This window comes from Micromonospora trifolii (assembly GCF_022229005.1).
In the GTDB taxonomy this organism is placed as follows: domain Bacteria; phylum Actinomycetota; class Actinomycetes; order Mycobacteriales; family Micromonosporaceae; genus Micromonospora; species Micromonospora trifolii.
Genome location: NZ_JAKKFD010000003.1, coordinates 32,069 through 51,940 on the forward strand (window position 1 = coordinate 32,069; position 19,872 = coordinate 51,940).

Annotated in this window: 18 protein-coding genes; 11 read left to right on the plus strand and 7 right to left on the minus strand. The window is 69.8% G+C overall.

Features of this window, described 5'->3' with window-relative positions; translation table 11 throughout:
• Positions 1-190: 190 nt before the first annotated feature.
• Complete coding sequence (locus NIE79_RS02865) at positions 191-1,213, minus strand: DUF4331 family protein (protein ID WP_238677045.1); 1,023 nt, start codon at positions 1,211-1,213, stop codon at positions 191-193.
• Between the two features lie 169 nt (positions 1,214-1,382).
• Positions 1,383-2,642: a glycoside hydrolase family 16 protein gene (locus tag NIE79_RS02870; RefSeq protein WP_238677046.1), complete on the minus strand. Its 1,260-nt coding sequence runs from the start codon at positions 2,640-2,642 to the stop codon at positions 1,383-1,385.
• Between the two features lie 379 nt (positions 2,643-3,021).
• Between NIE79_RS02870 and NIE79_RS02875 the strand changes: the two genes are divergently transcribed.
• Positions 3,022-3,420: a hypothetical protein gene (locus NIE79_RS02875; protein WP_238677047.1), complete on the plus strand. Its 399-nt coding sequence runs from the start codon at positions 3,022-3,024 to the stop codon at positions 3,418-3,420.
• 9 nt (positions 3,421-3,429) lie between these two features.
• Here the strand turns inward: NIE79_RS02875 and NIE79_RS02880 are convergent, their stop codons facing one another.
• From NIE79_RS02880 to NIE79_RS02890, 3 genes are all read right to left on the minus strand, one after another.
• Positions 3,430-4,896 (minus strand): aminotransferase class V-fold PLP-dependent enzyme, encoded by a 1,467-nt coding sequence (locus NIE79_RS02880; RefSeq protein WP_238677048.1) that lies wholly within the window; start codon positions 4,894-4,896, stop codon positions 3,430-3,432.
• Positions 4,886-6,571, minus strand: a complete 1,686-nt coding sequence (locus NIE79_RS02885; RefSeq protein ID WP_238677049.1) for an ABC transporter ATP-binding protein/permease — start codon at positions 6,569-6,571, stop codon at positions 4,886-4,888. Before NIE79_RS02885 ends, NIE79_RS02880 begins: the two co-directional genes overlap by 11 nt.
• Before the next feature lie 112 nt (positions 6,572-6,683).
• Positions 6,684-7,304: a TetR family transcriptional regulator C-terminal domain-containing protein gene (locus NIE79_RS02890; RefSeq protein ID WP_238677050.1), complete on the minus strand. Its 621-nt coding sequence runs from the start codon at positions 7,302-7,304 to the stop codon at positions 6,684-6,686.
• Positions 7,305-7,372: 68 nt separating this feature from the next.
• On the opposite strand from NIE79_RS02890, the gene NIE79_RS02895 reads away from it, so the two are divergent.
• Positions 7,373-8,104 (plus strand): SDR family NAD(P)-dependent oxidoreductase, encoded by a 732-nt coding sequence (locus NIE79_RS02895; RefSeq protein ID WP_238677051.1) that lies wholly within the window; start codon positions 7,373-7,375, stop codon positions 8,102-8,104.
• A 154-nt stretch (positions 8,105-8,258) separates the two neighbouring features.
• Complete coding sequence (locus tag NIE79_RS02900; protein WP_238677052.1) at positions 8,259-8,651, plus strand: PPOX class F420-dependent oxidoreductase; 393 nt, start codon at positions 8,259-8,261, stop codon at positions 8,649-8,651.
• Between the two features lie 6 nt (positions 8,652-8,657).
• On the opposite strand, the gene NIE79_RS02905 is transcribed toward NIE79_RS02900, so the two are convergent.
• Together NIE79_RS02905 and NIE79_RS02910 are read right to left on the minus strand one after the other, a co-directional pair.
• A complete protein-coding gene (locus NIE79_RS02905) occupies positions 8,658-9,512 on the minus strand; it encodes an alpha/beta fold hydrolase (RefSeq protein WP_238677053.1) in 855 nt (284 codons plus the stop codon).
• Complete coding sequence (locus NIE79_RS02910) at positions 9,509-10,093, minus strand: TetR/AcrR family transcriptional regulator (protein ID WP_238677054.1); 585 nt, start codon at positions 10,091-10,093, stop codon at positions 9,509-9,511. Before NIE79_RS02910 ends, NIE79_RS02905 begins: the two co-directional genes overlap by 4 nt.
• 134 nt (positions 10,094-10,227) lie before the next feature.
• On the opposite strand from NIE79_RS02910, the gene NIE79_RS02915 reads away from it, so the two are divergent.
• From NIE79_RS02915 to NIE79_RS02950, 8 genes are all read left to right on the plus strand, one after another.
• Complete coding sequence (locus tag NIE79_RS02915; RefSeq protein ID WP_238677055.1) at positions 10,228-11,403, plus strand: glutathione-independent formaldehyde dehydrogenase; 1,176 nt, start codon at positions 10,228-10,230, stop codon at positions 11,401-11,403.
• A 533-nt stretch (positions 11,404-11,936) separates the two neighbouring features.
• Complete coding sequence (gene mmsA, locus NIE79_RS02920; RefSeq protein ID WP_238677056.1) at positions 11,937-13,484, plus strand: multiple monosaccharide ABC transporter ATP-binding protein; 1,548 nt, start codon at positions 11,937-11,939, stop codon at positions 13,482-13,484.
• A complete protein-coding gene (mmsB, locus tag NIE79_RS02925) occupies positions 13,481-14,779 on the plus strand; it encodes a multiple monosaccharide ABC transporter permease (protein ID WP_238677057.1) in 1,299 nt (432 codons plus the stop codon). The genes mmsA and mmsB overlap by 4 nt, the downstream gene beginning before the upstream one ends.
• 52 nt (positions 14,780-14,831) lie before the next feature.
• Positions 14,832-15,935, plus strand: a complete 1,104-nt coding sequence (locus NIE79_RS02930) for a substrate-binding domain-containing protein (RefSeq protein ID WP_238677058.1) — start codon at positions 14,832-14,834, stop codon at positions 15,933-15,935.
• Between the two features lie 112 nt (positions 15,936-16,047).
• A complete protein-coding gene (locus NIE79_RS02935) occupies positions 16,048-17,310 on the plus strand; it encodes an ROK family transcriptional regulator (protein WP_238677059.1) in 1,263 nt (420 codons plus the stop codon).
• Positions 17,311-17,454: 144 nt separating this feature from the next.
• Positions 17,455-18,423, plus strand: a complete 969-nt coding sequence (locus NIE79_RS02940) for an ATP-binding cassette domain-containing protein (protein ID WP_238677060.1) — start codon at positions 17,455-17,457, stop codon at positions 18,421-18,423.
• Complete coding sequence (locus NIE79_RS02945) at positions 18,420-19,250, plus strand: ABC transporter permease (RefSeq protein ID WP_238677061.1); 831 nt, start codon at positions 18,420-18,422, stop codon at positions 19,248-19,250. The genes NIE79_RS02940 and NIE79_RS02945 overlap by 4 nt, the downstream gene beginning before the upstream one ends.
• Positions 19,251-19,533: 283 nt before the next feature.
• Positions 19,534-19,839 (plus strand): DNA glycosylase AlkZ-like family protein, encoded by a 306-nt coding sequence (locus NIE79_RS02950; protein WP_238677062.1) that lies wholly within the window; start codon positions 19,534-19,536, stop codon positions 19,837-19,839.
• The last annotated feature ends 33 nt before the right edge of the window (positions 19,840-19,872 follow it).

The window sequence follows — 19,872 nt, forward strand, 5'->3', positions numbered from 1 at the left end:
TCCTATGGAACCCTGACAAGCACTTAAGAGACTATCTACGCAAAACGCCCATACGGGCCGGAATCGCGCGAGCTTCACCCGGTGGCCGCGGGCGATCCCAGGTGGCCCGGAGCTGCGCTCCCGGCCGTCGCGGAGGGCGCGCACGGCAAGGGCTCGGCGCCGTGCCGGCCGCCGAGCCCCGCGAGCAGATTCAGGCAGCGACCACGTACGGGAACGTGGCGGAACGGGCCGCCTTGGTGACCTCCGAGGTGAGGCCGGCCGTGGTGCCGGTGTTGAGGACCAGGGAGAACATCACCTCGGGCACGTTGTCGGCCAGGGTGCGCCCGTTGCGGACCGCGAAGCCGAAGTTCGCGGCCGTGCCGACCTTGTACGAGAGCAGGTCGGGGTAGAGCTGCCGGGCGACGCTCCAGCCGTACGCCTGCGGATCCGGTGCGGTGCCGTTCGCCTTGACCACCCCGGCGACAGCGTTCGCGATCTCCTCGCCGCCCTCGGTGAGGTCGGTGCTGGGGTGCCGGAAGTTGGCGGGGTCGGAGAAGTCGGTGTCGTGGGGCCAGAAGATCGGCCACATCATGGGGTGGCCGGCGCGGTTGATCTGCCGCCATCCGCCGGCGTCGGTGGCCAGCATGGTGCGACACCACACGCCGATCTCGGTGCCGTCGCGCAGCAGTGGCTCGTCGTGGGAGACCTCGAGGACGATCGACTCGACTGTGGTGCCGGCGAAGCTGTTCTTGGCCTGGTCGACCCGCCACGCGGAGCGGTCCACAGGCGAACCGTTCTTGACCGCGCCGTTGATGGTGGCAAGTTCGTCGAGGTCGACGAAGAAGGGGTCGGTGATCCGTCCGGCCCAGATCCGGACGTTGCCACCGGTCGTCACCTCGCCGGTCCGCCCCTCGGCAATGGGGGTGCCCATCGCGGCGTCGTCGCGGGCGTCCGCTCCGGTCAGCTCGTACAACTGGAGGGCCTGCCGGGCGTCGCTGTCCGGCTCGCCGAAGGCGAACCGGTAGGTCAGGTCCTCCACGTCGGTGCCGTTGATGTGAATCTTGATCTCGTAACGCGCCTCGGCGTGGAAGCCGCGCTTGATGTCGGCCTTGGTCACCGAGCTGTTGACGTCCATGACGAACACGGTGGCGCGGTCGCCGTTGAAGACGTACAGGTCGTCGATGTACAACTGGCCGCCCTGGGCGGCCAGGGGCGTATCGAGGTGGTGCGACATGGGCTCACTCCCGGAACTGCCGGATTCTGGATAATCCGAACATAGTGGGCGTAAGCCGAGCGTCCGCGCCCATCGAGGAATCCGGTTCGACGAGGTGAGCGGGAGCCCTCCGACAGCGGTGGGCCGCCCGAGTCTCTCCTCGGGCGGCCACGCCTTCGAACTCGGATCGTCAGATGCGAGACCACTTCTGGTTGGCGGCGCCGAGGCAGTCCCACAGGTGCAGCTTGCCGCCGTTGTTGGGGTTGGCCTCCCGTACGTCCACGCACTTGTTGGCGTTGAGGTTGACCAGGTCGCCGGAGGCGTTGAGGGTGAAGCGTTGCGCGGCGTTGCCGTTGCAACTGACCAGGTTGACCTCGGTGCCGTTGGCGGTGCCGGCCCAGGCCGGGTCCATGCACTTGCCCATCGCGCGGACGGTCCCGTCGGAGGCGAAGGTCCAGCTCTGGGCCGCCGTGGTGTTGCAGTCCCAGATCTGGAGCTTGGCGCCCTCGACCGGGTTGGCGCCGGGGATGTCGATGCAGCGACCGCTCTGCGCGCCCCGGATCCGGTTGGTGCCGGGAGACGGGTCGCCCCCGCCACCCGAGGTGTAGCTGGACACCCGGACGTAGTCGACGAGCATCTGCTGCGGGAACTGGGTCGAGCCGTCCGGGTAGCCGGGCCAGTTACCACCGACCGCCACGTTGAGGATCATGAAGAAGGGGTGGTCGAACACCCAGCGGCTGCCGCCGAGCCGTGCGGGGTCGACCCGGTGGTACTGCACCCCGTCGACGTACCAGGTGATGACGTTCGGCTCCCAGTCCACCCGGTAGGTGTGGAAGGTGTCGGCGAGCGGCGCGCCGAGGGTGCGGCTGCCCGTGATGCCGCCGCCACCGGAGTAGCCGGGCCCGTGCACGGTGCCGTAGACGGTGTTGGGCTCCCGGCCGATGTTCTCCATGATGTCGATCTCGCCAGCGTCGGGCCACCCGCCGCCGGTGCCGAGCATCCAGAAGGCCGGCCAGATGCCCTGACCACGCGGGACCTTGATCCGGGCCTCGAACCGCCCGTACGTCTGGGTGAAGGTGGCCGCCGTCAGCAACCGTGCTGACGTGTACTCGCAGCGCCCGTAGTGGCACTGGTAGTTGGCGGGGTTGTCCCGGCGGGCGGTGATGACGAGGTTGCCCTGGCCGTCGTGGACGGCGTTGCTGGTGCTGTTCGTGTAGTACTGCCGCTCGTTGTTGCCCCAGCCGCCACCGCCGGTGTCGAACCGCCACTTGTTCTGGTCGACGGGCGTGCCGGCGGGGGAGTTGAACTCGTCCTGCCAGCTGATGGGGCCGATGGCGGCCTCGGCCCGGTCGGGGTGCGCCGGGACGACGAGCGCCGTCGCGGTCGCGACGAGGGCGGCCGCCAGGAGTACGAGGGGACGGAAGCGGAGGCTGGGCCGGGCTGTGAACACGGGAGGCTCCTCAGCTTGGGGGGTGGTGGAGGGGGTCTACCAGGGTAGAGAGCGCTCTCTACAGCGAAGCATGTCGATATGGTGTCTTTCTGTCAAGAGTGTTTCCAATATCACGACCGTCCGTTACCGCCCGATGATGACCAGTGAGCGGCGGAGCGCCGATCCCGGTCGTCGCAGCGCCATCTCTCGATGTCTCCGAGGTGGACGGCGCCGGCCCACCGACGGAGTTCGACACGGCCGAGGGTTACTCGATAGCTGTCGAATCGACCCTTCCTATTGCCGTGGGGCGTCCACGGGGGACAGGATGACGAGGCGTGCCGGAAACTTTCCCGTAACCTGCGTGCTGCTGGTCTCTGTCACAAGGAAGTGGGAGTCAGTCATGAGCGAGGCGTCGACGGCGCTGGGTGTGCGCCTCTACCCGGATCTGGTCGAGCGGGGTGGCCTGGCCCCCGCGCTCATCGAAACCGCTGCCCGCCACGGGCTCGACGTGGGCCAGGTGACCGCGCCGGAGCAGGGGCGGGCCCGATTCACCTGCGCCGAGCTGCACTCCGACGAGGGCGTGATCTGCGTGGGGCTGGGATCGCAGGCCCGATACTTCATGATTGACCTGCGCGTCTCGGGAGAGGTTCTCGCCCGCGGTGACGTCATGGACCTGGCGCAGGTCGCCCAGGTGGCCGCGGCCTGGCGGGCTGGCCTGACGTTCGCCGAGCTGACCGCCCGGTTCCCGTTCATGGAGGAGATCAAGCACCGTCCGGCACCGGTGGCTCAGGTCAGCTAGCCGGGCAGGTCAGCAGCGCAGCCGGGGCGGCAGGGGTGCCTCGGCACCGACGTCCCGGTTGAGGTAGGTCGACGCGACGAAGTCGACGAAGCGCTCCGCGTCGGTCGCGATGGAGGCCAGTCCGAACGAGACGCGGACCGCGCCGCCCGTCGGTAGCCCCAACGCGGCGAGGTACTGGTCGATCGTGTCGACCCCCGCCAACAGCCGCTGCCGCATCGACGTCCGGCTCATCCCGAACGCGCCCTCGGCCGCGCCCGGGTTGCAGAAACAGCCGGTACGCAGGGAAAAACCGGCCGCTGCCGCCTCCCTGGCCACGAGCCGCTCGTCGAACAGCGTGCCGTCCGGGTGGCGGAGGTTGAAGGTCAGCGTGCCACCGCGCCCCGCACCCGTCGTCGGCCCGTACACCTGGACCAGCGGTCCGCCGGTGTCGTGCCGCAGGGTGGCCAGCCGCTCCAGCAGCCACTCGGTGAGCAGGCCGACCCGGGCGTGAACGAGGTCCACGCCGATCGAGTCGAGCCAGCGCAGCCCGAAAGCCACGTCCGGGATGCTCAGGAAGTTGAGCGTGCCGTCCTCGAACGCCGACTCGTCGTCCATCGGCCGGTGCCAGTCACCCTGCACGCTCACCGCGCGGATCGTGCCGCCGGCGAACCACGGCCGGCGCAACCGGGCCAGCGCCGAACGGCGGGCCAGCAGCGCGCCGACCCCGGTGGGGTAGCCGAAGAGCTTGTACCAGCTCAGGCAGACGAAATCCGGCCGGACGACGCTGAGGTCCAGCCGGTTCGTCGGCGCGAAGGCGGCCGCGTCGAGCAGCACGTCGTAGCCGCGCTGGTGGGCCAGCTCCACCCAGCCCAGCGGGTGCTGCACCCCGGAGAAGTTGCTCTGCGCCGGATAGGCGAACAGCCCGCGCCGACCGGGCCGACCCCACCGACGGGCCAGGCTGCCGCGGCCTTTGTCGAGCGCCGCGACCAGTGCCGACTCGGCGACCCGCAGCTCCGGCCCGCTGAGTGGCACGTAGCGTACGGACGCGCGGGCCGAGCGGGCGTACTCGCGGATGCCGTTGACCGAGTTGTGGTTGTCCCAGGTGAGCACCAGCGGCGCGGCCCGGTCGAAGTCGTACGCCTCGCCGACCAGCCGGCAGGCGCCGCTGGCGTTCGGGGTGAAGATGACCGCGTACTCGTCCGGGTCGGCGCGGAAGAAGTCGAGCACCGCACGTCGCGCCGACTCCACCAGGGAGCCCGCCGCCACGCTCGTCGGGTTCTCCGAGTGGGGGTTGCTGTACAGGCCGGCGAGCAACCGGTCGTGGTGGGCGCGAACCTGGGCCTGGGCGGCCACCCCCGCCCCGGCGTAGTCGAGGTACACCTGCCCGTCGGTGTCCAGGTGTCGGTACTCGGTGGCGCGCAGCTCGTCGATCCGGCCGGTGGCGGCGTAACCCGGCAGCGCCGTGGGGGAGGCGGGCGGCGTCGGGTCAGGACGCACGACGGGGATCCCGTCGGAGCAGGACCGCCCAGGCCGCGCCCAGGAAGAGCAGCACGAAACCGCCGAGCACCAGCCAGTCGACCCACACCGGCCGGGAGAAGCTGTCGCCGTACGTGGCCAGCAGCGGCGGGCCGAGCGGGGAGCCACCGTCGCGCCAGAGCCGCTCCACCCCGGCGGTGTGCCCCAAGCCCTCGAACGCCCACCGGTTCGACATCGCGTAGCTGAGCCACTGACCACCTACAGCCATGGCCGGCACCGGCAGGATCGCGCCGACGAACAGCACCTGTGGGAAGCAGAGCATCGGCAGCATGAGCGTCGCCTGGGCCGCGTCGGACACGGCCGCCGAGCAGAGCAGACCGAGGGCGAGCGCCGCCGCCGAGGAGAGCAGCAGTGTCGCGTACAGGGCGGCGAAGTCGGCGCCGCCGACGGGCGGCAACCGGTCCATGCCGCGCAGCACCCCGAGCAGAGCCAGGTCCACCAGGGCCAGCAGCGGCAGCAGCACCGCCACCTTCGCCAACAGGTACGGGACCAGCCGGACCCCGGCCAGCCGCTCCCGGCGCAGGATCGGCAGCTCGGTGCAGATCTGGAGGAGCCCGTAGGTCAACCCGAAGAAGAAGCCGCCGAACGCGATCCAGAACAGGATCATCACGGTCACCGTCGGGCTGGGGCTGGTCGGCTCGAACGCTCCCGGGCGGAACAGCAGCGCGAACATGCCGAGCACCATCAGCGGCGAGCCGAGCAGGATCGCCAGGGTCAGTCGGTTGCGGACGACGATTTCCGCGTTGCGCGCGGTGAGGACCGCCCACTGGCGCAGGCGGCCGACGCGCCGGAGCGGCGTCGCGGCGACGTCACCGTCGTCGGTGGTACGGGACGGCTGCTCGGTCGGGCGCTGCTCGGCGAAGCGGTCGGGCCACTCGGCGGGTTGTGTCGCTCCGTCGAGCAGGAGGTGCACCTCGGCCAGGGACCGCACGCCGAAGAACTCCTGGGCGGCGGCCGGGGTGCCGGTGAACGCCAGTCGGCCCTGACGGGTCAGCACGACGACCCGGTCGCAGTGGTCCACGTCGGTGATCTGGTGGCTGGTCAGCACGACGGTGGCGCCCGTGTCCGCGAGCGCGCGGAGCACCCGGAGCAGTTCCACGGCGATCGCCGGGTCCAATCCGGAGGTGGGCTCGTCCAGGAAGAACACGCCGGGCCGGGTGAGCAGCTCGACGGCGATGCTGGCGCGCTTGCGTTCACCGCCGCTGAGCAGGCCGACCGGCGTGGTGGCCCGGTCGGTGAGCCGCAGCTCGGCGAGCACCGCCGCGACCCGTTCACTGATCTCGGCGGGCCCGGTGGTGGAGGGCAGGCGCAGTCGGGCGGCGTACCGCAGGGTGCGGGCCAGGGGCAGCTCGCGGTGGATGATGTCGTCCTGCGGAACGACACCGATGGTGTCGGCCGCGGCGGTGCGGTCGTACGTCATGGTGCCCGATGCCGGTAGCTGTACCCCGGCGAGGATCTCCAGCAGTGTGGTCTTGCCGGCGCCGCTGGCACCGATGATCGCGACCAGCTCGCCCGGCGCGATGTTCAGGGAGATGTCGGTCAGGATCTGGCGACCGCCCCGCACGCTCTGGCCCAGCCCCGCAGTGGCGATGCCGACACCGGCACGCGGGGGAGACGTGGTCTGCTCGGTCGTCATGTCGAGTGCTCGATCCGGTCGGGGAGTGGTCCGCCTGAATATCGTGCCTCGCCGATGCTACTGAGCGGCCGCGCAGTGCGCCCGGAGTGGACGGTCAGTGACCGTCGTCCGTTCAGCCGGTGGTGGTCCGCGCCTGCGCCGGCACCTGGAGGAGATCGAGGCAGTTGCGCCACAGCGTCTCCAGTTGGGTCGGATCGTTGAGCAGCTTCGCGAGCAGGACCCGCCCCTCGATCTGCGCGACGATCGATCGGGCGGCCTCCCGGCTGTCGACAGCAGAGCCCGCCAGGCCGCGCTCCTTCGCCTCGACGACGACCTGCTCGATGAGGCTGATCTGCTCCTCGAAGATCTCTTGGAGCCGAGCGCGGATCTCCTCGGCCTGGTTGCTGAGTTCGAGGGCGAGGTTGCCGAACAGGCAGCCCGCGACCACGCCGGCCTTCTGCTGACCGACGCGCTGGACCTCCTCGGTGGCCTCGAACAGGTCCCGGAGCCGCTGTAGCGGGTCGCGTTCGCTGCCGAGCAACTGCTCCCACTGGCGGCGCTGGGTGACCCAGTGCTCGTCGATGACGGTGCGGGCGAGCGCCTGCTTGGACTCGAAGAAGTAGTAGAAGCTGCCCTTCGGCACGCCCGCCGCCGTGCAGATCTCGGCCACGCCGAGCGCCGTGTAGCCGCGCTGCTCGATCAGCGTGGCGGCCGCGTCGAGAATCTTGTTCTTCGCGTCACTGGTCCGACCCATGCCTCGACGATACACGACCGGTCGGCTAGCTTTTAGTAGACCAGTCGTCTAGTGAAGGTGGTTCCCTCATGAACAGCAGCCCCATGAACAGCAGTCAGGGCCAGAAGGTCGTTGTGATCACCGGCGCCTCCCAGGGCATCGGCGCCGACCTCGTGGCCGCCTACCGCAAGCTCGGGTACGGCGTCGTGGCGACCTCGCGCTCGATCGGCGCGTCCGGCGACCCGGAGATCGTCACGGTCCAGGGCGACATCGCCGAGGCCGACACCGCCGAGCGGGTGGTTCGCGCCGCACTGGACCGCTTCGGGCGGATCGACTCCCTGGTGAACAACGCCGGCATCTTCGTCGCCAAGCCGTTCACCGACTACACCGACGAGGAGTTCGACCTGGTCACCGGGGTCAACCTCGCCGGCTTCTTCCACCTCACCCGACGCGTCCTGCCGCACCTGCTGGCCCGGGGCTCGGGGCACATCGTCAGCATCACGACCAGCTTCGTCGACCAGCCCAACTCGAATGTTCCGTCGGCGCTCGCGTCGCTGACCAAGGGTGGCCTCAGCTCGGCCACCAAGTCCCTGGCCATCGAGTACGCGGCGCGCGGCGTACGGGTCAACGCCGTCGCGCCCGGCATCATCAAGACCCCGATGCACCCGGTCGGGACGCACCAGACGCTCGCGGGCCTGCACCCGGTCGGCCGGATGGGCGAGACCAGCGACGTCGTCGACGCCGTCCTCTACCTCGAGTCCGCCCCGTTCGTCACTGGCGAGATCCTGCACGTCGACGGTGGGCAGAACGCCGGTCACTGATCCGGCCCGGCGGCCGGTGAGACGCCCCGCGCGGGGGGTACCTGGGTGGTACGGCCACCGCACCGGTCGCCGCTAGCCGGCGGAGTTGATCATTTCGTGCGACCGTTGGAGGGGTGATCAACACGAGGTTGGTCACCCGGAAGGAGACCGTGTCGTGGATCTGCCCGACGACCTGCTCACGTTGCTGCGCGAGCCGAGCACCTGCTTTGTCACGACGCTGATGCCCGACGGCTCACCGCAGCTCACCCAGACCTGGGTGGACACCGACGGCACACACGTTCTGATCAACACCGTCGAGACCCACCAGAAGACCCGAAACGTCCGGCGGGACCCACGGGTGGCGGTGGCAATCTCCGACCCGCAGAAGCCGGGCCGCTACCACGAGGTCCGGGGGCGGGTGGTGCGCACCAGCACCGAGGGCGCCGCCGAGCACATCGACCAGTTGGCGCAGCGCTACCTCGGTGGGCCGTACCCGTGGTTCGGTGGTCGTGACCAGATCCGGATCATCCTGACCATCGAGCCCGACCGGGTGCGTTCGATGGGCTGACGGCGGTCAGGTGTCTCGGCGGGCCCGGCTGGGCCCGGGTACCGCGGCGAAGAACTGCCGCAGCGCGTCGGCGACCAGTGTGGGTGCCGTCATGGTCACGAAGTGCGACTGGCCCGGCCAGACGACGTAGCGGGCCGACGGAATTGTCCTCGCGAGGGCGTTCATCGTGGAGGGCATCGGCTCCCAGGTGTCCGCCCCGGCCAGCAGGAGAGTCGGCACGGCGATCGAGGACCACCTGGTGATGTCCGTGCTGTCCTGCGCGAGGGCCTCGAGATCGTGCAGCCAGCCGACCGCCGAGCGACGCGCCTCGACCGGGTCGGGCACCCGATCGCCCGCGCCGGCGGCGATCGCGGCGACGATCTCGGCCGGAACCCGCGTCACGTCGTTCAGGGCCCCTGCCATGGCGGCGGAGTCGTCGCGCTCGAAGGCGGCGCGGTACCGGTCGAGCAGCGGCACGATCTCCGCCCCGGCCGCGTAGAGCGGCGGCTCGAAGATCGCCAGGGAGCGGATGTCGCGCGGATGCGCCAATGTGGTGTGCAACGCCAGCGTCGCCCCGTAGGACGCGCCGACGAGATGGACCGGTCGGCCCGAGGATTGACGGGCCGCCTCGATGACGGCGAGCAGATCGGCGGTCTCGGCCCGGAAGGACTTGGTGCCGGCCGGGACGTCGCTGGGACCGTATCCGCGCCGGGCCGGTAGCCATACCTCGTGGCCCTGGGTGAGGTGCTCCGCGACGGTGGCCCAGGAGTGCAGCCCGCCACCCGAGCCGTGCACCAGGACGACGGGGTCTCCGACGCCCAGGCGTCGTACCACCAGGCGGGTCCCGTCGGCCGACTCGACCGACTGATCGTTGCCGCTCACTGCTGCTCCTGTTTCCGGGTCGGCCAGTTGTTCAACGTGGTGTGCACAGCGTCGAGGATCGACTGCCAGGACGCGTCGACAGCGCGGGGATGCCCGAAACCGTCGACAGTTTGGAGGCTTGCGAAGCCGTGGAAGGTGCTGCGGACGAATCGCATCGCGTCGGTCAGGGCCGGCTCGTCGAGCCCGTACCCGCGCAGCATCGCGTAGCTCAGCTCGATCATGCGCAGGTGCCCGGCTGACCGGGTGCCGACCTCGGGCGGCAGGTGAAGCTGGGTCGCCGCGTACTGCCCCGGATGGCTGACGGCGAACGCGCGCCAGGCGTCGGCGAACCCGATCAGGGCCTGGCGGCCGGCCCGCCCCGCCACCGCGAGCGCGAGCGCGTCGGCGAACGTGGCCGCCGCCCGGACCGCGACGTGCTCGATCAACGCGTCGCGGCTGCGGACGTGCACGTACAGGGCGGCGTCCGAGACCCCGAAGTGCCGGGCGACGGCCGCGACTGTCAATCGGGACAGGCCGACCGAGTCCGCCAGTTCGGCTGCGGCGGCCGAGACGCGAGCGCTGGTCAGACCCTGCCGTGGCATACCGAACCTTTGCTTCACTAGGAAATAACTTAGGCCCCCTAAGATACCACTGCCACCGGCCGCCGGGTGGGGCAGGCATGAACGGCCCAGTCGGGGGAAGACCGGCCGTTCCACAGCCGAACAGGAGAGCCGGGATGAGAGCCGTCGTCTACACGGACGTCCGGACGGTCGCGGTGCGGGAGGTGCCCGACGCGACACTGGAGGCGGAGACCGACGCGCTCGTGCGGATCACCTCCACCGCCCTGTGCGGCACGGACCTGCACATGTACGACGGACGGACCAGCGCCGAGCCCGGCCTGGTGCTCGGTCACGAACCGCTGGGCGTGGTGCAGGAGGTGGGCGCCGCGGTGCAGACCGTCCGGCCGGGCACCCGGGTGGTGATCCCCACGCACCTGTTCTGCGGGACGTGTGTGATGTGTGCCCGCGGGCTCTCGGCGGCCTGTCTGCGGGTCCGGGCCGAAGGTCCGGGTGCGGCGTACGGGTACGCGGGGATGGGCCCGTACCGGGGTGCGCAGGCCGACCTGCTGCGGGTGCCGTGGGCCGACGCCAACTGCGTACCCCTGCCCGGCGAGCCGGGGGACGCGTACGAGGACGACTTCGTGCTGCTCGCCGACGCGTTCGTCACCGGGTGGCACGCCGCCATCCTCGCCGAGGTCGAGCCGGGCGACACGGTGGCGGTGTTCGGCGCCGGCACCGTCGGTCTGCTCGGCGCCTACTCGGCGCTGCTCCGGGGCGCCCGGGTGGTGTACTCCGTCGACGGGGTCGACGCCCGACTCGACAAGGCCGGCGAGATCGGCGCCGTACCGATCGACTTCCGTCGGGGCGACCCGGTCGAGCAGATTCGCGCCGACCGGGCCCGGACCGGGCTGCCGCTCGGCGAGGAGAAACTGGGCGGGGTCGACAAGGTCATCGACGCGGTCGGGTTCCAGGCGCGCGACCGGGAGCACCCCGACCGGGAGCGTCCGAACCAGGTCATCACCGACGCGGCCCGGCTGGTCAACGCCGCTGGCGCGATCGCGGTCGCCGGTGTGTATCCGGACCGGGACCCACACCCCGGGCCCGGCGCGGACGGTCACGAGGACCTTGTCGCGCCGTGGGGAGCGCTGTTCAGCAAGGGGGTGGCGGTCCGGTTCGGTCGCACCCACGACCGCCGCTACACAGTCCTGTTGCGGGACCTGGTCGTCGCGGGCCGGGCGCGGCCCAGCATGATCGTCACCCACCACGGCACCCTGGCCGACGCCCCCGAGCTGTATCGCCACTTCGACCGGCGGGAGCACGGTGTGATCAAGGCGGTGCTGCACCCGCGCTGACCGGACTGGATGGCGCGGTGGGCCGCCACGAACCGCGCTTAACGGACGCCAAGGCACTGACCCGTCGTCCGGTGCGCATCTCTGCGGAATGGTGGCCATCGATGCGTACGGCCGGCAGAGGCGTGGGTCACATCAGCCGCCAGAGACCCCGTGGTGCGCCTCGCATGCGGCGCTGGGCTGACGGCCGATTCCCATCATTCGATGGCGTGACGTGTGCGCTGCGTTACCGGATCCACCGTCCCTGAGGCATCTTTCCTGGTGGGAAAGCTGCGGGAATGGCCGGGGTCGATTGGCGCGTTGTCGCAGGTGGACGCGGGTGCTGCGGTCAGGCCTGGGGTACCGCGAGGGACTGTCGTTGCCGCTGTGGCGGACGAACACTGTGCGACATCTATATTACCGGATTGTTACTTTTTCAACAGTCCCTCGCCTTGCGGATGGCCCTCCGGCCGCAATACGTTGCCGTCAACAACAAAACCAAGTGAAGGTTCAACCTTCCGGAGGCAACCGATGACGTTGGCGAGGTGGTACGAGCGATGAGCGACGTGCCCATCCTCCTTGAGATGCGCTCCATCACCAAGGAGTTTCCCGGAGTCAAGGCCCTCTCCGACGTCAACCTGGTGGTTCGCGCCGGCGAGATCCATGCCATCTGCGGCGAGAACGGCGCGGGCAAGTCCACCCTGATGAAGGTGCTCAGCGGGGTGTACCCGCACGGCACCTACGACGGCAAGATCGTTTACCAGGGGTCGGAGAGCAAGTTCTCCGACATCCGGGCCAGCGAGAACGCCGGCATCGTGATCATCCACCAGGAGCTCGCGCTCATTCCAGGGATGTCGATCGCCGAGAACATCTTCCTCGGCAACGAACCGCGCAAGCGGGGCGCGATCGACTGGAAGGCCGCGAACCGGATGGCGCTGGACCTGATGGCCCGGGTCGGTCTGGAAGAGGACCCGGACACCCTGATCAAGGACATCGGGGTCGGCAAGCAGCAGCTCGTCGAGATCGCCAAGGCGTTCGCCAAGGACGTGAAGCTGCTGATCCTGGACGAGCCCACAGCGGCGCTGAACGAGGCCGACTCCAAGCACCTGCTGGACCTGCTGCGGGGGTTCCGCTCCCGTGGCATCACCTCGATCATGATCTCGCACAAGCTCAACGAGATCGAGGCGATCGCCGACCAGATCACCATCCTGCGCGACGGCCGGACCGTGGAGACCCTCGACGTCAAGGCGGACGGGGTCGACGAGGACCGGATCGTGCGGGGCATGGTCGGCCGTGAGCTGAGCAGCCGGTTCCCGGACCACACTCCGAAGATCGGTGACGTGTTCTTCGAGGTCCGCAACTGGAACGTCCGGCACCCGATCTCCGCCGAGCGGCAGGTCTGCAAGAACGAGAGCTTCGTGGTGCGCCGCGGCGAGATCGTCGGCTTCGCCGGTCTCATGGGCGCGGGCCGCACGGAACTCGCGATGAGTGTCTTCGGCCGCTCCTACGGGGTGTTCGAGTCCGGCACGATCATCAAGGACGGCAAGGAGATCGTCCTGAAGTCGGTGGCGGATGCCATCGACAACGGCCTCGCGTACGTCAGCGAGGACCGCAAGGCGATCGGCCTCAACCTGCTCGACGACATCAAGACGTCGACGGTGGCCGCCAAGCTGTCCAAGATTTCGCACCACGGCGTCCTGAACGAGGTCGAGGAGTACCAGGCGGCTGAGTCGTACCGCAAGGAGTTGCGGACCAAGGCCCCGACGGTCGACGAGAGCGTCTCCAAGCTCTCCGGCGGCAACCAGCAGAAGGTCGTCCTGGCCAAGTGGATGTTCACCGACCCGGACCTGCTGATCCTCGACGAGCCGACGCGCGGCATCGACGTGGGCGCCAAGTACGAGATCTACGGCATCATCCAGCGGCTCGCCGACCAGGGGAAGGGCGTCATCGTCATCTCCTCGGAGCTGCCTGAGCTGATCGGGCTGTGCGACCGCATCTACACAGTGTTCGAAGGCGCCATCACGGGCGAGATCGCCCGGGCGGACGCCACCCCGGAAACCCTCATGAAGCAGATGACCTCGACGAAGAAGATGGCCACACGATGAGCCGATTGAAGGACCTTCAGAAGAACCTGTTCGGAGGCACCACCTCCAACGCTCGCCAGTTCGGAATGATCTTCACCCTGGTGGCGATCGTCGTCCTGTTCCAGATCCTGACCGACGGCCTCACCCTGCGGTCGGACAACCTGATCGCGCTGTTCCAGCAGAACTCGTACATTCTGATTCTGGCCATCGGCATGCTCATGGTGATCGTGGCCGGGCACATCGACCTCTCGGTCGGCTCGGTCGCCGCCTTCGCCGGCATCCTGGTCGCCAAGTCGATGACCGAGTGGGACCTTCCCTGGCCCGCCGCCATCGTGTTCGGCCTCGCCATCGGTGCGGCGATCGGCGCCTGGCAGGGCTTCTGGGTGGCCTACATCGGGGTGCCGGCGTTCATCGTCACCCTGGCGGGCATGCTGCTCTTCCGGGGCGGCAACCAGTTCATCGGTAACGCGAGCACCGTCCCGGTGCCGGAGGGCTTCCGGGAGATCGGCTCCGGCTTCCTGCCCGAGTTCGGTCCGAACACCGGCTACAACAACGCCACGCTGCTGCTCGGCCTGGCCGCGGCGTTGGCGGTGGTGTGGCGCGAGATCCAGGCTCGCAAGACCCGACGGGCCATGGACGCCGACCCGGCGCCCATGTGGATCTCCATCCTGCGGATGGCCATCATGGTCGGCGTCATCGCCTTCGCGGCGCTGCGCTTCGCCAGCGGTCGCGTCGGCACCAGCTTCCCGATCTCCGGCATCATCCTGCTGGTCCTGGTGATCGCGTACTCCTTCTACACCCGCAACACGGCCGGTGGCCGGCACATCTACGCGGTGGGCGGCAACTCCCGGGCGGCCGAGCTGTCCGGTGTGAAGCTCAAGCGGGTCAACTTCTTCGTCATGATGAACATGTCCGTCCTGGCCGCCCTGGCCGGCATGATCTTCGTGGCCCGTTCGGCGGCCTCCGGACCGCAGGACGGCAACGGCTGGGAACTGGACGCCATCGCCGCCGTCTTCATCGGTGGCGCGGCAGTCGCCGGCGGTATCGGCACCATCAGCGGCTCCATCGTCGGTGGTCTCGTCATGGCCGTGCTCAACAACGGCCTCCAGCTCATGGGTGTCGGCACCGACCGCGTCCAGATCATCAAGGGTCTGGTCCTGTTGCTGGCCGTCGCGATCGACGTCTACAACAAGAGCCAGGGGCGCTTCTCCATCATCGGGAGCCTGATGCGGCCCTTCCGCCGCGACGACTCCGCTCCACCCGCCTCACCGCCGGACGCGGAGCGCGAGCCCGCCAAGGCAGCGGTGTCCGGCTGACGGCCACCGACCTCTCCACCCGCCTCACCATCTAGAAAGGCAAGTCCTCACCATGCGTAAATTCTTCGGCACGTCGGTGGTGGCCATCAGCGCCGCCGCCATGCTGGCCCTCGCCGGCTGCGGCTCCGGCCGCGACGGCGACAGCGGCTCCGGCGGCGAGGCCGCCAAGGGCTTCCCGGCCAACTCGCTGATCGGCGTGGCCCTCCCGGCCAAGACCTCGGAGAACTGGGTCCTCGCCGGTGACCTGTTCAGCAACGGCCTCAAGGAGGCCGGCTTCCAGGGTGACGTGCAGTACGCCGGCGCGTCGACCACTGTCGCCGACCAGCAGGCCCAGATCACCGCAATGGTCACCAAGGGCGCGAAGGTCATCGTCATCGGCGCGACCGACGCCGCGCAGCTGTCGACCCAGGTCGCGGCGGCCCACACGGCCGGCGTGAAGGTCATCGCGTACGACCGGCTCATCACGAACACCCCGGACCTCGACTACTACGTCGCGTTCGACAACTTCAAGGTCGGCCAGCTCCAGGGCCAGGCCCTGCTGGACGGCATGAAGGCCAAGAAGCCGAACGGCCCGTACAACATCGAGCTGTTCTCCGGCTCGCCGGACGACAACAACGCCGGTGTCTTCTTCAACGGCGCGATGGACGTGCTCAAGCCGGAGATCGACAAGGGCAACGTGGTCGTCGCCTCGGGTCAGAAGGACGTCAAGCAGACCGCCATCCAGGGCTGGAAGGCCGAGGGTGCGCAGGCCCGCATGGACCAGCTGCTGACCTCGACCTACGGCAACAAGGAGCTGGACGGCGTCCTCTCCCCGAACGACACGCTGGCCCGCGCCATCCTGACCTCGGTCAAGGGTGCTGGCAAGCCGACCCCGATCGTCACCGGTCAGGACTCCGAGGTTGAGTCGGTCAAGTCGATCGTCAAGGGCGAGCAGTACATGACGATCAACAAGGACACCCGCAACCTGGTGAAGGAGACCATCAACATGGTCAAGGCTCTCCAGGCCGGCGACAAGCCGCAGGTGAACGACACCAAGTCCTACAACAACGGCAGCAAGGTCGTCGACACGTACCTGCTCCCGCCGGTCGCCGTCACCAAGGCGAACGCGGCTGAGGCGTACGCCAGCGACCCGAAGCTCGCGCCGCTCACCAAGTAATCACCGCACGGTAGGTAGTAACGCCGATGGGTCCCGGGTCTTCTCTACCGGGACCCATCGTCGTCCCTGCACCCCCGCACCAACCGGCTTCGACCCGGAAGGAGGTCTGACCGTGGCGACACCAGTACGGGCCAGGCCAGCCGGCGTCGGCCGCAACGCCGAATCCCCGCTGCCGTCGGTCCCCGGCGCCAGCCAGGAGGAGATCCGGCGGCAGAACCTCGGCGCTGTGCTGCGCTACGTCCACCTGCACGGACCGACGTCCCGCGCCGAGCTGACCAGCCGGCTCGGGCTCAACCGAAGCACCATCGGCGCCCTCGCGGCCGACCTGGTCACCAGTGGCCTGGTCACCGAGGAGGCGCCGACGACCGCCCGCCGCGCCGGCCGCCCCTCGCTGGTGGTCAGTCCCCGCTCCGACCGGGTCTACGCACACGCGTTGAGCATCGACGCGGACCGGCTGCGTGCCGCCCGGGTCGGCCTCGGCGGGCAGATCCTCGACCTGCGGGAGATTCCGCGACCCAGCGGCATGTCGGCGATCGACGCCGTCGGGCCCCTCGCCGACCTGGTCCGCGACATGGAACGCTCGGTGGCCGGCGACGCGCTGCTGGTCGGCGGCGCCGCCGCGGTCACCGACACCACCCGCGACCCGGACGGCAGGATCCGGATCGCCAGCATCGACGAGACGCTCGGCGCCGCGCTGCAGGCGGAGTTCAGCTCCGGCCCCGGTTTCGTGGCCGGCGACCTGGCCGACATCGCCGGCCTGGCCGAGCACGTCCGGGGTGTCGCGGTCGGCATCGACGACGTCATCTACCTGCACGGCGACCTGGGCATCAGTGCCGGCATCATCGTCGGTGGCCGACTGGTGATCGGCCACCGGGGTCACAGCGGCAAGGTCGGCCACATGGTGGTCAACCCCAACGGCCTGCCCTGCGGCTGCGGTTCACGTGGTTGCTGGGAGACCGAGATCTCCGAAGCCGCACTGTTGCGGCACGCCGGCCGTGACCCGAGCGACCGCGCGGCGGTGGCCGAGGTGCTGCGCGCCGCGGCGCAGGGCGACCCGACCGCCCGCGCGGCGGTCGAGCAGGTGGCGGACTGGCTCGGCTTCGGCGTGGCGAACCTGGTCAACGTTGTCAACCCGGACGCCGTGGTGTTCGGTGGCTCGTTGCGCGACATCTTCACCGCCGGTGCGGACGTGGTCCGGGACCGGCTCGACACCATGCCGTTGCCCGCCTCCCGCGAGCACCTGCGGCTGCGCGCGGCGGCACTCGGCCGCGACGCCGTCCTGATCGGCGCCGCCGAGTTGGCGTTCGACAAACTCCTGGCCGACCCGTTGAACGTCGGCGTCGCGGGCCAGGTCGGGACCGCCGAGCCCGAGTAGCCGCGACTCCGGCGCCGCCTGGCTCCGCGACGTTACCGCTGGCACCATCCTGCCCCCACCCGATCGGGCCCTCAGGAGGCTTGTCGTACGGTCTATCGTACGTTGTACGGTAGACCGGGCGGACAGTTTCGGGAGGGAAGCGCTGTGACGACAAGAGCCGACGCGATAGTGGCGCAAGGGCTGCGCAAGCGGTATCGGGACCGGCACGCGCTGGACGGGTTCGACCTGCGGGTGCCGCGCGGAACCGTGTGCGGCCTGCTCGGCCCGAACGGGGCCGGCAAGACCACAGCGGTACGGATCCTCTCCACCCTGCTCCGACTCGACGAGGGTCGTGCCGAGGTGGCCGGCTTCGACGTGACCCGCCAGCCCGACCAGGTGCGGTACCGGATCGGGCTGGTGGGGCAGCATCCCGCGCTCGACGAGGCGCTGAGCGGCCGGCAGAATCTGGTGCTCTTCGGCCGCCTGTTCCATCTGGGTCGCCGCCGGGCCCGCCAACGGGCGGTCGAGCTGCTGGAACGCTTCGGTCTCGCCGACGCCGCCGAGCAGCCGGTCAGCACGTACTCCGGCGGCATGCGCCGACGGCTCGACCTGGCAGCCGGCATGATCCTGGCCCCGGCGGTCCTCTTCCTCGACGAACCCACCACCGGGCTGGACCCACGCGGCCGCAACGAGGTGTGGGAGTCGGTCCGGCAGTTGGTACGCGCCGGCACCACAGTGCTGCTCACCACCCAGCAGCTGGACGAGGCCGACCAGCTCGCCGACCGGATCTCGGTGGTCGAGGCCGGCCGGGTGATCGCCGAGGGAACCCCTGACGACCTCAAGACCCGGCTCGGCGGCGACCGGATCGAGGTGGTCGTCACGGTGCCGACCGACCTTGCCGCCGCCGTCGCCGAGGTACGCCGGGCGGCCGACGACGAACCGACTGTCGACGTGGAACGGCGGATGGTGAGCGTCCGGGTCGGTCACCAGGCCGGTGCGCTCGTCGACGTGTTGCGGGCGCTCGACGCCGTGAACGTCCCGGTGGCGGACGTCGCGTTGCGCCGCCCAACCCTGGACGACGTGTTCCTGCACCTCACCGGGCACCGGGCGGCGACCGCCGAGGTGGCGGCATGAGCGCGGTGAGCACGCCGGCCCCGCCGGTGGACCTGACGCCCGGCCGGCCCACCCTCCTGGCCGACAGCAGCACGCTGATCTGGCGCGGCCTGGCCCGGTGGCGACGCGACCCCGGCCCACTGATCGCCTCGCTCGGCTTCAACATCCTGATCGTGCTGATGTTCGCCTACCTGTTCGGTGGCGCGATGCGGGTGCCTGGCGGTGGGAGCTACCGAGAGTTCCTGATGCCCGGCATGTTCGTGATGACCATGGTCTTCGGCATCAGCCTCACCACGATCGCCGTCGCCGAGGACCTGGAGCGCGGGGTGACCGACCGGCTCCGATCGATGCCCGTCTCGCTGCTGGCGCCACTGGCGGCCCGGGCGGTGGCCGACATGCTGTTCGCGCTGGTCACCCTCGCGGTCCTGCTGCTGACCGGCCTCGCGATCGGGTGGCGGGCACACGGCGGGGTCGGCGCCACACTGGCGGCGGTGGGATTGATCCTGCTGCTGCGCTTCGCAGTGATCTGGGTCGGCATCTTCCTCGGGTTGGTCACCCGTGGGCAGACGGCCGTCGTGGCCGTGCAGACCCTGGAGTTTCCACTCGGCTTCCTCTCCAACGCGTTCGTCGCACCGTCCACAATGCCCGCCTGGCTCGGTACGGTGGCCGCGTGGAACCCGCTGTCGGCGACGGTCGGCGCCACCCGTGAGCTGTTCGGCAACCCCGGTTGGGGTGGCGACTCCTGGGCGGCGCAGCACTACCAGTGGCTGGCGGTGCTCTGGCCGCTCGTCCTGGTCGCGATCTTCCTGCCGCTCTCGGTCGCCCGGTATCGACGGCTGACCGGCTGAGCCCGCGCGGACGCGGGGTTCGACACGAGCGCCGTGCCCTGGCCGTCGTCGGGCTGGACCAACAACCGCAGCGTCACCCAGATGCTGGAGTTCCTGGTCCTACGCGGCGAGGTCGCGATCGCCGGCCGTCAGGGCCGACAGCGGCTCTGGGACGTGGCCGAGCGGGTCTATCCGGTCGACGTGCCAGTCATCGAGGTGGAGCAGGCGCGCCGGCTTCGCAACGAGCGGCGGTCGCGGGCGCTGGGCATCGCCCGCGAGAAGGCGGTGATCGTGCCCGGCGCTGTTGTCGCCGTTCGACCGGCTGGTGCACGACCGGGTCCGTCTCGCGGACCTCTTCGAGTACGAGTACGTGCTGGAGATGTACAAGCCCAAGGCGAGTCGACGGTGGGGCTACTTCGCGCTGCCGATCCTGCACGGCGAGCGGCTGGTCGGAAAGGTGGACGCCACGGCCGAGCGCCGGCGCGGCACGCTCACCGTGCACGCCATCCACGAGGACGTGCCTTTCACTCCGGAGGTGACCCGGGCCGTGCACGAGGAGCTGCACGACCTGGCGTCCTGGCTGTCGCTGATCGTCGAGGGCCCGCGCTGACGGGTGCTCGTCGAGGCCCCCGCTCCCCGACGA